Below are 14,572 nucleotides of genomic sequence, written 5' to 3' on the forward strand. Positions count from 1 at the left end.
CGCGGTTTGAACAGCCGCGCCCGGGGGCGCATCGGCAGGGCCGTCAACGGGTCGGGCATGTTTGGAACGACCGCTCTATTGACGCTCAAACGGGCCAACGGCGAGAGTCGGACCACCGAGAAAGGCACGGAGCTACCGGGCCGCCGGCATAAGAAATGGAGACAAGCCATGCCCAAGTCGACACCACGACGCGCCTTCCTTTTTGCCAATGGGGTAACGCTCAACCTCGTCGCCATGCTGTCTGCCGCCGCCTTGTCGGCCGGCCTGACCGGCTGCGGTGGCGGTGCGGACGGCGAACCCGGCAGCTCACCCTCCGCGGCTTCGCAGCAATGCGCACAGAGCGGCAACTGCCCGCCATCGGGCCCCACCACGAACGATCCGGTCGCGGCGCTGTGTCCGGCATCGCTCGACTACGGCACGGTCTACACGGGCGGCTCCGGTGCCGGCGAATTCGTGAAGATGCAGTTCGATACCAGCGCCGGCACCTATCGCATCCAGTTGATCGAGTCGCCGATTCCCAAGGCGCCGGGATCCATCCAGCCGACGCGTGCAGGCGTGACGCTGGAAGGCACGTTCACCCACCCTGACCGGCCCTTGCCGACGCCGGCGCAGAACAACTGCGCCTTCCAGTTGAAGACCGTCACCGCCTCGGATGGCGCCTCGCAGGCGATCATCGATCCCGCCAATCCGCCCATCGTGTTTGTCGGCAATGGCGTCGCGGGTGGCGGCATTCCGGGTGCGACGATATCGTTCGACGGCATCCTGGGCCTTGGAGCGATTCCGGCCAAGACCTATCCGGTGTACCCCGTGCTCGCATTTGCGCAGACGGAGACCGACTTCGGCAAGGTGGCTGGCAGCTACAACCTGGTCGGCTATCACATCGTGCCATCGGGCGGCTCGCTCGTGCCCGACCAGAATTTTGCGCCGGCACCCAGGACCGCGACTGAAACGCTGAACGCGGATGGCACCTGCACCGGCACCGGCGGTGCCGCATGCGTGTCGACCGGTCAGCCCTGGAAGCTGCGCGCGCTGAACGATGGCGCGTTCGAAAGCAATAACGACAACCGTACCCATCGCTATCCCTACTTCTACAAGCAGTCAGGCATGAATCCGAGCGATCAGAGCAGCCCGGCCAAGGGCGTGCTCGTGGTCGGCAAGCTCGAAGGCAAGCTGGTGCCGCTGCTGATTCGCGTGGGCTACGCCATCGCCGACCTCGCCACCTTCAACATCGTGATCGATGACGAATCGGGCCTGGCGCTGCTGGCACCCAACGTCCGCACCACCAATGTGGCGCTAAACGGCAGCTATATCGGTTCCGGCAGCGATCTCAAGTATGTGTCGTCCATCATCCACGACAACATCGTCGCGCTGGTGGATCCGCAGGATGCCTCGTTGCGCCCGCTCGGCGGCTTCCAGATGGACCTCACGCAGAACACGCCCGGCTTTGTCACCACGGTCGACAACAGCGGCCAGACCGGCCAGCTGATCACCACCGGACCCGCCTTCGCGCATCTGTACGGCGCCCCCGCCAATCCCACGTTCCGCGTGAGCGTGGTGGCAAGCCGCTGAGCCGTTGCCAGCGCGTAGCTGTTCCCGTAGCTGTCGCTGTAGCTGTGCTTATCAAGAAGAAACTGCCCACGAAGAGGCGCCACGGGGTCACCCCGGGCGCAGCAGAAGGAGACGACACCATGCACCCCCAACGCCCTCGCTACGCTGGTAGCGACATCCCATCGCTCGCCCCCGTTTGCATCAAGCCCGGCTGGCGCTGGCTGCCGCGCGCGCTGCTCGCCACAGGCACCGCCGTCGCGATGACGGCTTGCGGTGGCGGAGGTGGCGATGGCGGCGGCGCGGCGGCGCCGTCGGCCAACGTGGTCCGGCTGTGCCCGGCCGCCGTCGACTACTCGACGCCGTACCTCGGCGGCACCGGCTCGGGTGAACTCGTGCAGGTGCGGATCGATACCAAACGAATGACGTGGGCAGTGACCTTCCTCGACTCGTCGGTACCGCGCACCACCGGTACCGTGCAACCGACGCGCGCCGATGCAACCGGCGGCGCCAACGTGATGTCCGGCACGCTCAGCCAGGAGACGCTGCTACCGACCGACAAGCTCAACCAGTGCGCGTTCCGCCTCGACGGCGCCAGTCTCGATCCGGCCCGGCCCGCGCGCCTGTTTCTGGGCGAAGGCGTGATGGGCGGCACCATTCCCGGGGCACGCATCCAGTTCAATGGCGTGGCCGGTGCCGGCGCGGTGCCGGATACCACGTTCCCGTATTTCCAGTTCATCGGCTTCTCGCAGATCGAGAGCGACCTGACCAGGATTGCCGGCAGCTATAACGGCTCGGGCTTCCACGAGGTACCGTCGAAGAACTTCCAGATGGTCGGCCAGGACTATCGCATGTCGCTCGCGGCGGATGGATCGTTCACCGTGTGCGACAACGTGGCGGGCGCGCAGTGCCGGCAGAAGGGCAGCAAGTTCGTGCCGCAGCCGAGCGGGGCGCTGCTGTCGAACAACTATGAAGGCGAGTTGCCGCCCACGCTGGGCGGCACCATGGGACGGGCCTACCTGATCGTCGGCAAGCTGCGCGGCGCGCTGGTGCCGGTCATGATCCGCGTGGGCTATGCCAACGACTCGTTCACGAACTTCAGGCCGATCGGCGCCGACGATGAAATCGGCATCGGCATGATGGCGCCAGCGGTGTCGGCCACGCAGGGCACGCTCAATGGCGAGTACATCGGCGTGGACAGCAAATTCGAATACCGCACCACCGCGCTCGTGGCCGCGCAGGCCGCCATGCTCGACCCGTTCCGCGCCTCCGATGCGTCGCTGGCGATCGCGTTGAATCTCGACTATGCGCAGACGGTGCCGGGCGTGATCACCACCACCCGCAAGGACGCCACGGCCACCAGCCCGACCGGCAAGTTCATGTTCACCGGCGGCGTGTTCGGCTTCCTCGAGTCGCGCAATGGCGCGCCGTATTTCACCATCGGCGCATTCGTCGAATAAGGCCCGGGAGGCAATGATGACGCTCATGCAACGCATGCTGGCCCGCCTGCCCGGCACCTGCGCCCTGATGGCGATGGCCGCCACGCTGACCGCGCTGCCCGCGCACGCGCAGAAGGCTGGCGACAACGTGGTGTCCGCCGGCTGGTTCTATATCCAGACGCACGGCACCAGCCCGCCGCTGACCACCAATGTGGTGGACGTACCGATCAACTATCCGCTCGGCCTGCCCAGCACCTTCACCGCGCCGGGCAGCGGCCTGTCGTCGTCGAACGCCAGCACGCTGGGCCTGACCTTCAGCCACTTTGTCACCGACCATATCGCGATTACGGGCGTGGGCGGCATCCCGCCCGAGTTCGAGCTCTATGGTCACGGCGAACTGATCCCGCCCGGTCCGGCCGGCGCGCTTGGCCACCAGAGCCTGAGCGATCCCGCGCTGAATCCGATCATCACGCGCGCCCGCCAGTGGAGCCCGGCCGCGATCGTGCAGTATCACTTCATGGAACCCGGCGCGCACTTCCGCCCGTTCCTCGGCGTCGGCGTCTCGTACAACTTCTTCACCGACATCCGCATCAACCCGGCGTTCGCCACCTCCGTGAACAACAACCTGGGCGCGGTACTTGCCGCCGGCGCAGGCATTCCGGGCCCGACCAGCGTACATGCGGATGCATCGTCATCGTGGGCCCCGGTCTTCAATGTCGGCGGCACCTACAACTTCGACGAGCATTGGGGCATCACCGCAGCGGTGACCTATATCCCGCTGAAGACCACCTCGACGCTGACGGTCAAGGCATCGGACGGCACCACCCTGTCGACCTCGAAAACCAGGCTCGACCCCAACCCAATCATTTTCTTTCTGGCGGCGACATACAAGTTCTGAGCGGGCGGCGCGCTGCCGCCCTGGCCAATGCCCTCTCCACACCCGGAGAGGGCATTGCCTTGGACCAGGACGGGCGAGAGCAGGCCCGGGCAGACGCCTACTGCGCGACGGGCGCTGCCGTGGGGCCGGCTTCGGTCAGCCCGCCGCCGAGGGCACGATAGAGGTCGATCGCGTTGACCAGGCGTAGCTGGCGGGCCTGTACCAGGGCCTGTTCCGCGTTGAACAGCTGGCGTTGCGCGTCGAGTTCGTCGAGGTAGCTCGCCACGCCAGTGCGGAAGCGCAGGCGCGACAGCTCGAAGCGGGCGGCTTCCGCGTTGCGTTGCTGTTCCTGGCCGGCGACCTGTTCCTCGAGCGTGCCGCGCGCGACCAGCGCGTCGGCAACTTCGCCGAAGGCCACCTGGATGGTCTTCTCGTAATTCGCGATTTGAATATTCTTGCGAACTTTTGCGAGGTCGAGATTCGCGATGTTTCTACCCGTATCGAAGATCGGCAGCACCAGCTGCGGCGCAAACGACCACGTCTTGGTGCCGGCATCGAACAGGCCCGAGAAGGTCGGGCTGATGGTGCCGGCGTTGGCCGTCAGCGTGATGCGCGGAAAGAACGCCGCGCGTGCCGCGCCGATATTGGCGTTGGCGGACAACAGCTGCTGCTCGGCCTGACGGATGTCGGGCCGTTGCTCCAGCAGGTCAGAGGGCAGGCCCTCGGGGATATCGCTGATGATGCGTTCGTCCGACAGCTTCATCGGCGCCGGCAGGTTCGGAATCTCGCCAAGCGGCTTGCCGACCAGCACTTCGAGCGAGTTCTGCGCCTGCGCGCGCTGGCGAGCCAGTTGTGCCGCGGCCACGCGTGCCTGCGCCACCAGCGACTCGTTGTCGCGCAGGTCGAGCGCCGAGGTGGCGCCGGCGTCGAAGCGGCGCCTGGCGAGGTCGTAAGTGCTCTGGCGCGTGGTCAGCGTTTCCTTGGCGATGTCGTACTGCTCGGCAAACGCGCGCTCGGCCAGATACGCCTTGGCGACTTCCGACACCAGCGAGATATGCGCCGCGCGGCGCGCTTCCTCGGTGGAGAAGTACTGTGCCAGGGCGGCATTCGACAGGCTGCGCACGCGGCCGAAGAAGTCGAGCTCGTACGAGGAAATGCCGAGGCCTACCTGGTACACATTGCCGGTGAAGGTCTGCCCCGCGCCGGCGCCCGGCGCGATACTCAGGCTTGAGAAGGTACCGCGCTGGTAGCTCGCGTTGGCATTGACGGTCGGCAGCAGGTCGGCACGCTGGATCTGGTACTGCGCGCGCGCTTCCTCGATACGCAGCGCGGCGGTGCGCAGGTCGCGGTTGTTCTCCAGCGCGGTGGCGATCAGCATCTGCAGGCGCGGATCGGTGAAGAACTCACGCCAGCCGATCTCGGCGGCACGCCGCGTCTCGCCGCTCTTCACCTCGGCCGTCGCGTAGCCCTCGGGCGCGGCGGGGTAGGTGCCGGCGACGGGCGCCGCCGGGCGGTCATAGTGCGGGGCCAGCGTGCAGCCCGAGAGAACGCCGGCCACCAGCAGCAGTGTGGTCAGAGTCTTGGTCATTGTCAGTTTTCCTCTTTCGGGTCCAACCGCATCTGTTCGCGCTGGTGCTGGCGTTCGCTGCCCTTGAAGCGGCTGCGCACGACCACGAAGAACACCGGCACCAGGAAGATCGCCAGCAACGTCGCCGCGATCATACCGCCCATCACGCCGGTACCGATCGCGCGCTGGCTGCCCGAGCCCGCGCCGGTGGCGATGGCCAGCGGCAGCACGCCGAGGATGAACGCCATCGACGTCATCAGGATCGGACGGAAGCGCAGGTGCACGGCTTCGAGCGTGGCGTCGATCAGGCTGCGTCCCTGCGCCTGCAGGTCCTTGGCGAACTCGACGATCAGAATCGCGTTCTTTGCCGAAAGACCGATGGTCGCGATCAGGCCAACCTTGAAGTACACGTCATTGGGCAGGCCGCGCAGCGTCACGCCGAGCAGGGCGCCCAGCACGCCGAGCGGCACCACCAGCAGCACCGCCACCGGAATCGACCAGCTCTCGTAGAGCGCAGCCAGACACAGGAACACGATAATCAGCGACAGCGTGTACAGCATCGGCTCCTGCGCCCCGGCCAGGCGCTCTTCGTACGACTGGCCCGACCATTCGAAACCGAAGCCCGGCGGCAGTTTGGCGAAGTTCTCCTCCATCACGCGCATCGCCTCGCCGGTACTCTGGCCGGGCGCGGCCTGGCCCGCGAGCTTGACCGCCGGCATGCCGTTGTAGCGCTCCAGACGCGGCGAGCCCATGATCCACCGCGACGTGGAGAACGCCGCGAACGCCACCATGTCGCCGTTGGCATTGCGCACGCGCAGCTTGGTCAGGTCGTCGGGCAGACGGCGGTCCGCGCCCTCGGCCTGCACGATCACGCGGCGCACCCGGCCTTCGTAGATGAAGTCGTTCACATACGACGAACCGAAGGCAATCGACAGGGTGGCGTTGATATCGGCCACCGAGACGCCCAGCGCGCGCGCCTTCTCGCGGTCGATATCGATGCGCAGTTGGGGCGCGTCTTCCTGGCCTTCCGGACGCACGCCTTGCAGCACCTTGGACTGCGCCGCCATGCCGAGCATCTGGTTACGCGCTTCCATCAGCTTGTCGTGACCCTGGCCGGTACGGTCCTGCAGGCGGAAGTCGAAGCCCGACGAGTTGCCGAGCTCGGCGATCGCCGGCGGGTTGAGCGGGAAGATGATCGCGTCCTTGATGAACGAGAGCGCGCCGAAGGCCCGGCCGGTCAGCGCCTGCGCGGTTTCGTCGGCACCGGTGCGATCCTTCCAGTCCTTGAGACGCACAAATGCGATACCGCCGTTCTGGCCGCGGCCAAAGAACGAGAAGCCCGCCACCGTGATCATCTGGTCGACGACCTTCGACTCCTTCTGCAGGTAGTAGTCCTCGATCTGCTTGAGCACGCCGATGGTACGGTCCTGCGTCGCGCCCTGCGGCAGCTGCACCACAGTGATCATGTAGCCCTGGTCCTCGTCGGGCAGGAACGACGACGGCAGCCGCTTGAACAGCAGCACCACGCCCACCACGATCAGCAGGTAGATGATCAGATAGCGGCCCGTGCGTCGCAGCACGCGCGCCACCACACCCTGGTAGCCGGTGGATGCGCGCGCGAAGGTGCGGTTGAACCAGCCGAAGAAACCCTTCTTCTCGTGATGATGGCCCGCCTGCACCGGCTTCAGCAGCGAGGCGCACAGCGCCGGCGTGAGCGTCAGCGCGAGCAGCGTCGAGAACGCCATCGAGGCGATCAGCGACAGCGAGAACTGGCGATAGATATTGCCGACCGAACCCGAGAAGAATGCCATCGGAATGAACACCGCGGTCAGCACCAGCGAGATGCCGACGATCGCACCGGTGATCTGGCCCATCGCCTTGCGCGTGGCCTCGCGTGGCGAGAGACCTTCCTCGCTCATGATGCGCTCGACGTTCTCCACCACCACGATCGCATCGTCGACCAGAATACCGATCGCCAGCACCATGCCGAACATGGTCAGCACGTTGATCGAGAAGCCGAACGCGAGCATGGCGCCGAACGTGCCCATCAGCGCGATCGGCACCACCAGCGTGGGGATGATGGTGGCGCGGAAGTTCTGCAGGAACAGGTACATCACCAGGAACACCAGCAGCACCGCCTCCAGCAGCGTCTTGATGACCTCCTCGATGGAGATCTTGACGAACGCCGAGGTGTCGTACGGCACGCTGTATTCGTAGTCCGCGGGGAAGTAGCGCGACAGTTCCTCCATCTTGGCGCGCACCGCATTGGCGGTGGCGAGCGCGTTGGCGCTCGGCGCGAGCTTGATGGCGATGGCCGAGGCCGGCTTGCCGTTGGTGCGCGCCAGCGTCGAGTAATCGGCGCCGCCGAGTTCCACGCGGCCGACGTCCTTGATGCGCACCGACGAGCCATCGGGATTCACGCGCAGCAGGATATTGGCGAACTGCTCGGGCGTGGTCAGCCGGCTTTCGGTGTTGACGGTGGCATTGAGCTCGGTGCCCCTGGGCGACGGCGTGCCGCCGAGTTCGCCCACCGCGACCTGGATGTTCTGCTCGGACACGGCCGCCGTCACATCGAGCGGCGTCAGGTTGAAGCCCGTGAGCTTGGCCGGATCAAGCCAGATCCGCATCGCATACTCGGTGCCGAACAGGTCGGCCGCACCCACGCCGGGCACGCGGCGGATCGAGTCCACCACCTGCGCCGAGACGAAGTTGCCAAGTGCGATGGCATCGGTGTTGCCCGACTTCGACTGGACCGTGATGAACATCATGTAGTTGTTCCCGGCCTTGTCGACGCGCACGCCCTGCTGGCGCACCTCCGCCGGCAGGCGCGCTTCCACGCGCTTGAGGCGGTTCTGCACTTCCACCGAGTTCAGGTCGGCATTGGAGCCGGGCGCGAACGCGATGTTGATGGTCGAGAGGCCGGTGGCCTCACTGGTCGACTCGTAATAGAGCAGGTTGGGCGCGCCATTGAGCTCCTGCTCGATCACCGTGGTGACCGAGTCTTCGAGCGTCTTGGCGGACGCGCCGGGGTAGGTCGCGGTCACCGTGATGATGGGCGGCGCGATGTTGGGGTACTGCGCGATCGGCAACTGCATGATCGACAGCAGGCCGCCCAGTCCGATGATCAGCGCGAGCACCCACGCGAACACCGGCCGGTCGATAAAAAACTTTGCCATGAGACTGGCTCCCTTGTATGCAGCTGGAGGTATGCGGCTGGATGGGTGGGTGTCAGCCCTGCTTGGGCGCCGAGGCGTCCGCGGTCTTGGGCGCGGCGGGGGCTCCCTGGGGCTGCGGCTGGAACGGCACGGCCTTGGCCGGCGCGCCCACGCGGACCTTCTGCAGGCCCTCGACGATGACCTGCTCGCCGCCCTTCAGACCTTCCGTCACGACCCAGCTGTCGCCCACCGCCTGCGGCGCGGTCACGGGCACGGCGGCCACCTTGCCGTCCTTGCCCACCACCATCACGCTGGCGCCCTGCGCGGTGCGGATCAGCGCGCGTTGCGGCACGGTCAGCCCGTTCTCGTCCACGCCTTGCTCGATCTTGACGCGCACGAAGGTGCCGGACAGCAGCTCGCGCCTGGGATTGGGGAATTCCGCGCGCAGCGTGATGGCGCCGGTGGTCGGGTCGACCGTCATGTCGGAGAACAGCAGCTTGCCGGTCTGCGCGTACTCGCGGTCGCCGCCTTCGACGAACAGATGCACGCGCGCGCCGCCGTTGACCCCCTTGATCTCGCCGGATTCGATCTGGCGGCGCAGGCGCGCCACTTCCGAAGCGGGCTGGGTGAACGTGACCCAGATCGGATCGACCTGCTCGACCAGCGTCAGCTTGGTGGCTTCGCCCTTGCCGACCAGCGCGCCCTCGGTGACCAGCGCGCGGCCGACGCGGCCCGCGATCGGCGCGGTGACCGTGGTGTAACCGAGGTTGATCTGCGCCGTGGTGACGGCGGCCTTGGCGGCCGCGATATCGGCATTGGCCTGGCCAGCCGCGGCCACGGCCTCGTCGTACTCCTGCTTGCTGACCGCGTTGACGGCCACCAGTGGCTTGTAGCGCTCGGCCTTCTGGCGCGCCGATACCGCGTTGGCTTCGGCTCGCTCCAGCTGCGCCTTGGCGGACGCCAGCTGGGCCTGGTACGGGGCGGGATCGATACGGAACAGCACCTGGCCGGCCTTGACCTCGCCACCCTCGGTGTAGTGGCGCGACAGCACGATGCCTTCCACGCGCGCGCGCACCTCGGCGGTGCGCACGCCTTCGAGACGGCCCGGCAGCTCATTGACCACGGCGACGGGCCTGGGCGTCACGGTGACGACGCCGACTTCGGGCGGCGGCATGGCGCCGGCCCCTGCGGGGGCCTTGTCGCCGCACGCGGCCAGCATGACCGCCGCGCTCGCGATGGCAACGTAGTGGGCACACAGACGCGTATTGAGACGCGTATTCAGACGCATAAGTCGGAACTTCCTCATCGAATCACCCCATTCCTGGTTTTTGGTGTGTTGCCCCCCATGTGTTTCCGGTGGGCAAGGACTGCTGGCGTTTGCCGCGTCGTGCAGGCGTGCCAGGAAAAAACAACCCTTGCACCTGCGAACGACGGCTTGAAGCGGATGGCTGACCGGTCATGCCGGTGTGTGGGACACCTGGATATGGCCGGAACGTTGCGGAAGTGGCCGCTGGCATGGGTGGCCGGTCAGCGAACAAGCGCGTAGTATATATACATTCAAGCATGTATGTTAAGTGGCAATGACAGCTTTGTCGTGCGGCCGCCACTTGACACTGCATGGGGGGCACCAACTCCGTGCCATTCGATGAGCACGAATATTGCGGCCGGGGTACGATGCGGGCCGTCATTCGCGGCGGGGCCGCGAGCAGGAAAGGACATGGTCAGACGCACCAAGGAAGAAGCGCTGGAGACGCGCAACCGGATACTCGACGCGGCAGAGACCGTGTTTCACACGCGTGGCGTGGCGCGGCCCTCGCTGGCGGACATTGCCGAGGCGGCGGGCGTCACCCGTGGCGCGATTTATTGGCACTTCAAGAACAAGAGCGACGTGTTTGCCGCGATGGTCGATCGCGTCAACCTGCCGGTGGAGGCGCTCTGCGATCCCGCGCGGATTGCGCGGCACGAGGATCCGCTGGGCGGCATTCGCGACATCTGCGCGTTCGTGTTCCGCCAGACCGTGGTCAATCCGCAATGGCGGCGGATCTTCGAGATCCTGTTCCATAAGTGCGAAATGGTGCAGGACAACGGCGCCATCTTCGAGCGCCAGCGGCAATCGCACCAGGAAGGGCTCGCCAAGATCCGCGAGCACTTGCGCCTGGCGACCGAGCGCGGCCAGCTACCGGCCGATATCGACCTCGACTTTGCCGTCAACGCGTTCCATGCCGCGATTGGCGGCGTGCTCGCGCACTGGCTGTTCTGTCCGCAGGACTTCGACCTCAATGCCCATGCCGAGCGCATGGCCGACGTCTTTATCGATACGCTGCGCCATTCGCCTGCGCTGCGCCATGCCTACGTGGCGCGGCCGCTGGCCGAAGCGGAAATCGATGCCGAGATGGCCACCTTCGAGGCGCAGCAGCGCCAGCACGGGCTGGTCGAATGATCCGATGCGGCCGGGTGCGCGCGTTCGCTGCGCACCTGACCGGGCCGCACCTACCCGCACCTACCCGCGCAATGCCTCGCGCCAACGCGCCAGGAACGCGCGCTTGCGCATGCCGTCCTGCGCGGCCAGCAGGCCCGGGCCGACGCTGATCGGCTTGAGCGCATAACCCAGACGCTCGGCGAGCGCGACCGCGGTATGACGGCTGTCGGTATCGGTGCGGATCGTATAGAGCTGCGAGGTCGACTGCCCGAGCAGCGCCTGCCCTTCGCGCGACAGCAGAAAGTCCAGCCATAGCCGCGCCGCGTTGGGCCGTGGCGACTGCCGCGCGATAAACGCCACGCGCGACATCACCAGCGTGTAGTCGCGCGGCGCGATCACGCCGATTTCCGCGCCGCGCTCCATCAGCGACAGCGCATACGAACCCAGCAGGTTGTAGCCGAGCACGAAGTCGCCGCGCGCGATGCGCTCGATCATGTCCACTGTCGACACCGACAGTTGCACCTGCGTGCGGCCCAGCGACTGCGCGAGGTACCAGAATTCGCTGCCCATGCGCGCATCCTGCTGCGCAAACAGGTAGCCGACCCCGGATCGCTCGATATCGTAGGTCACCACGCGCCCGCGCCACAGCGGCGCGTTTTCCTGCAGCAGCTGCGCCAGGCCGCTGCGGCTGCCCGGCATGCGCGCCTCGGTGAAGTGGCGCCGGTTGTAGACGATCACGGCAGGCTCGAAGGTGGTGCCCCAGGCTTCGTCGCGCCACGCCGCCCAGTTCGGCAGCCCGGCCCGCTCGGGCGAGGCATAGCGCTGCGCATGGCCGTCGTTGACGAGTTTGATCTGGAGGTCCATCGCCGTGCTCCACAGCACGTCTGCAACGTCCGCGTCGCGCGGCGGACGCTGGTCGCCCCACGCGGCGCTTTCGCGCAGGAAGCGCTCATGCAGCTCGATCGTGTTGAGGTCGTAGTAGCGGACGCGGATGCCGGGAAAGCGCGCCTCGAAGCCGTCGATCAGCGGGCGTACGATCTCGCTGTCGGTGGACGCGTAGACCGACACCGCACCCTCGTGCAGCGCGCGCGCGATCACGCCTTCATACTCGGGGGGGTAGCCCGCCGGGATGCGTGGCAGCGTACCCTGCGCGAGCGCCGGCCAGGCGCCGGCCGCCATGCTCGCGGCGCCCGCCTTGAGCAGCGTGCGGCGCAGGCGCGAACCGGGCGCGGGCGGCAGGGGCGGGGAGCTCGGGGAAGCGCGCATCGGACGCAAGCGTGGGAAGGGAGGAGAAGGCGGATCGCGAGGCCGGCCGCCGGACCAACATCCACGGCGGGGCGGCGTTATTATAGGCGCCCTTGGGATGCACGCCGCATCCGTATTCCGATCGGGCGGAGGAGGTCCGGATGCGCATTCTGCTGGTGGAAGACGAGGTCGAACTGGCCCGCTGGGTAGCCCGCGCGCTGGAGCAGGGCGGCTTCGTCATCGAGCATGTGGCCGACGGCCTGCAGGCGGAAGCGCGGCTGCAGGCCGAGGAATACGACGCCGTGGTGCTCGACCTGCGCCTGCCCGGCAAGGATGGCCTGTCCGTGTTGAAGGCCATGCGCGGCCGCGACGACCGCACGCCGGTGCTGATCCTGACCGCGCAGGACACGCTCGACGAGCGCGTGCGCGGCCTCAACCTCGGTGCCGACGACTACCTGCCCAAGCCCTTTGCCATCGCCGAGCTCGAGGCGCGCATTCTCGCGCTGATCCGCCGCAGCCGCGGGCGGGCCCACCCGCGCCTGCAATGCGGTGCGCTGGTGTTCGACGGCGAGACCCGCAGCTTCACGCTTGCGGGCGCGCCTCTGGCGCTGACGCCGCGCGAATCGACGCTGCTCGGAGCGCTGCTCGCCAGAAGCGGGCAGCCGCTGACCAAGGCGCAGTTGCTCGACAAGGTGTTCTCGCTCGACGCGGACGTCAGCCCCGACGCCATCGAGGTGCTGGTCTACCGGCTGCGCAAGAAACTTGCCGGGCACGGTGTGACCATCGTGACGCTGCGCGGCTTTGGCTACCTGCTGGAGCCCGAGGCCGAGGCCTGACATGTGGCGCCGCCATCTGCGCGCGCCCGCGCGCCTGCCCCTGCGGCTATGGCTGCGCGGCAGCCTGCGCCGGCAGCTGTTGCTGCTGCTGATCCCGGCGCTGATCGCGATCACCGCGATCGACTCGTGGTTCACCTACGGCACGCTGCGCGATGCCGCCAACACCGCCTACGACCGCTCGCTGTACGGCTCGGTCCGCACCATCGACAACGCCATCGGCATGGCCGGCGAGAGCGTGCAGCTCACGCTGCCCGATGCCGCCATGGAAATGTTCGAGACCGCCGCGCAGACCCACGTGTTCTATCGCGTCTCGATCGAGCGGGCCGGCTCGGTGGAGACCATCACCGGCTACGACGACCTGCCGCTGCCGGGCGGCGCGCTGGTGAATAACGAGACCCGCTTCTACGATGCCACTTACCACGGCGACCCGGTGCGCATCGCCGCCATGGCGCGGCCCGTGTACCGCCCCGATGCGCACCTGCGCGTCATCATCCAGGTGGCGGAGACCGCGGAGCCGCGCACGGCATTGATCGAACGGGTGTGGCGCAGCGCGCTGGCGCGCGATGTGGTGCTGATCGTGCTGTCGGCGCTGATTCTGGTCGGCGGCATTACCTACGTGCTGCGGCCGCTGGCCCGGGTCCGCGACGACGTGCGTGCGCGCTCGCCCGAAGACCTGACGCCGCTCGCGTTCGATCATGTCCCGCTGGAAGTGCGGCCCCTGGTCGATGCGGTCAATACCCACGTGGCACGCTCCGAAGCCATGGCGCAGGCGCAGGCGCAGTTCATTGCCGACGCCGCGCACCAGTTGCGCACACCGCTGGCGATTCTCAAGACCCAGGCCGAGTTCGCCCAGCGTCAGCTCCGCTCGCATGGCGATCCCGCCGCCGCACGCGAGGCCGTAGGGGCCATCGAGACCCAGCTCGGGCAGGCGGCGCGCCTGACCAATCAGTTGCTTGCGCTGGCGCGGGTACGGCGCGAAGGGGCGACACCAGCCGATGTGGCCGACGTCATCGATGCCGTGGCGGTGGCAGAGCAGGTCGCGCTCGACTATCTGCCGCTCGCCCGGGGTAAGCAGCAGGACTTTGGCTGGGAACGCCCCGCCAGCCTGTCGCTGCCGGTACGGGCCGATGCGGCACTGCTGCGCGAGGCCCTGGCCAACCTCGTGCACAACGCCATCCAGTATTCCCCGCGCGGCAGCCGCATCACGCTGTCGGCATCGCGTGCCGGCGACGCGGCGCTGCTGGTGGTGGAAGACGATGGCCCCGGCATTCCGCCGGACGAGCGCGAGAAGGTGTTTGCGCGCTTCTATCGCCGCGTAGGCACCGCCGAGCCGGGCTCAGGCCTCGGCCTGGCGATCTCGCGCGAAATGGCCACGCGGTCTGGCGGGCAGGTGGTGCTCGAGGATGCCACGCAAGGCAAGGGCGTGCGCGCCGTGCTGATGTTGAAGCTGGCGACCGACGACTGATCGGACGCAGGACGCGCCGGCGTG

The 14,572-nt window shown here is 67.3% G+C and carries 10 protein-coding genes; 6 read left to right on the forward strand and 4 right to left on the reverse strand.

Going from position 1 to position 14,572, the window contains the following annotated elements; genetic code table 11:
• The first annotated feature begins 234 nt into the window (after window positions 1–234).
• The 3 genes from DFLDMN_RS12520 (at window position 235) to DFLDMN_RS12530 (ending at window position 3,882) form a co-directional block, all read left to right on the forward strand.
• The gene (locus tag DFLDMN_RS12520; RefSeq protein ID WP_423198395.1) at window positions 235–1,569 is read left to right on the forward strand and encodes a DUF2957 domain-containing protein; all 1,335 of its coding nucleotides are present in this window, start codon (window positions 235–237) and stop codon (window positions 1,567–1,569) included.
• A gap of 239 nt (window positions 1,570–1,808) precedes the next feature.
• Complete coding sequence (locus tag DFLDMN_RS12525; protein ID WP_423198396.1) at window positions 1,809–3,005, forward strand: DUF2957 domain-containing protein; 1,197 nt, start codon at window positions 1,809–1,811, stop codon at window positions 3,003–3,005.
• A gap of 16 nt (window positions 3,006–3,021) precedes the next feature.
• A complete protein-coding gene (locus DFLDMN_RS12530) occupies window positions 3,022–3,882 on the forward strand; it encodes an OmpW/AlkL family protein (RefSeq protein WP_423198397.1) in 861 nt (286 codons plus the stop codon).
• A 97-nt stretch (window positions 3,883–3,979) separates the two neighbouring features.
• Here the strand turns inward: DFLDMN_RS12530 and DFLDMN_RS12535 are convergent, their stop codons facing one another.
• The 3 genes from DFLDMN_RS12535 to DFLDMN_RS12545 are packed head-to-tail and all read right to left on the reverse strand — an operon-like array spanning window position 3,980 to window position 9,871.
• Window positions 3,980–5,449, reverse strand: a complete 1,470-nt coding sequence (locus DFLDMN_RS12535) for an efflux transporter outer membrane subunit (protein ID WP_423195277.1) — start codon at window positions 5,447–5,449, stop codon at window positions 3,980–3,982.
• A 2-nt stretch (window positions 5,450–5,451) separates the two neighbouring features.
• Entirely contained in the window at window positions 5,452–8,604 is a 3,153-nt protein-coding gene (locus DFLDMN_RS12540; protein WP_423195278.1) for an efflux RND transporter permease subunit, read from the reverse strand.
• Window positions 8,605–8,656: 52 nt separating this feature from the next.
• Window positions 8,657–9,871: an efflux RND transporter periplasmic adaptor subunit gene (locus DFLDMN_RS12545; RefSeq protein WP_423195279.1), complete on the reverse strand. Its 1,215-nt coding sequence runs from the start codon at window positions 9,869–9,871 to the stop codon at window positions 8,657–8,659.
• 429 nt (window positions 9,872–10,300) lie between these two features.
• Here DFLDMN_RS12545 and DFLDMN_RS12550 point away from each other — a divergent pair, with 429 nt between their 5' ends.
• Entirely contained in the window at window positions 10,301–11,023 is a 723-nt protein-coding gene (locus DFLDMN_RS12550) for a TetR family transcriptional regulator (protein ID WP_423195280.1), read from the forward strand.
• A 60-nt stretch (window positions 11,024–11,083) separates the two neighbouring features.
• Here DFLDMN_RS12550 and DFLDMN_RS12555 read toward each other — a convergent pair whose 3' ends face one another.
• Window positions 11,084–12,181, reverse strand: coding sequence for a substrate-binding domain-containing protein (locus DFLDMN_RS12555; protein WP_423198398.1), 1,098 nt, complete (start codon window positions 12,179–12,181; stop codon window positions 11,084–11,086).
• Window positions 12,182–12,408: 227 nt separating this feature from the next.
• Here DFLDMN_RS12555 and DFLDMN_RS12560 point away from each other — a divergent pair, with 227 nt between their 5' ends.
• Complete coding sequence (locus DFLDMN_RS12560) at window positions 12,409–13,083, forward strand: response regulator (RefSeq protein ID WP_423195281.1); 675 nt, start codon at window positions 12,409–12,411, stop codon at window positions 13,081–13,083.
• A gap of 1 nt (window position 13,084) precedes the next feature.
• Entirely contained in the window at window positions 13,085–14,548 is a 1,464-nt protein-coding gene (locus DFLDMN_RS12565) for a sensor histidine kinase (RefSeq protein WP_423195282.1), read from the forward strand.
• The last annotated feature ends 24 nt before the right edge of the window (window positions 14,549–14,572 follow it).

This window comes from Cupriavidus sp. H19C3 (assembly GCF_049393815.1).
In the GTDB taxonomy this organism is placed as follows: Bacteria; Pseudomonadota; Gammaproteobacteria; order Burkholderiales; family Burkholderiaceae; genus Cupriavidus.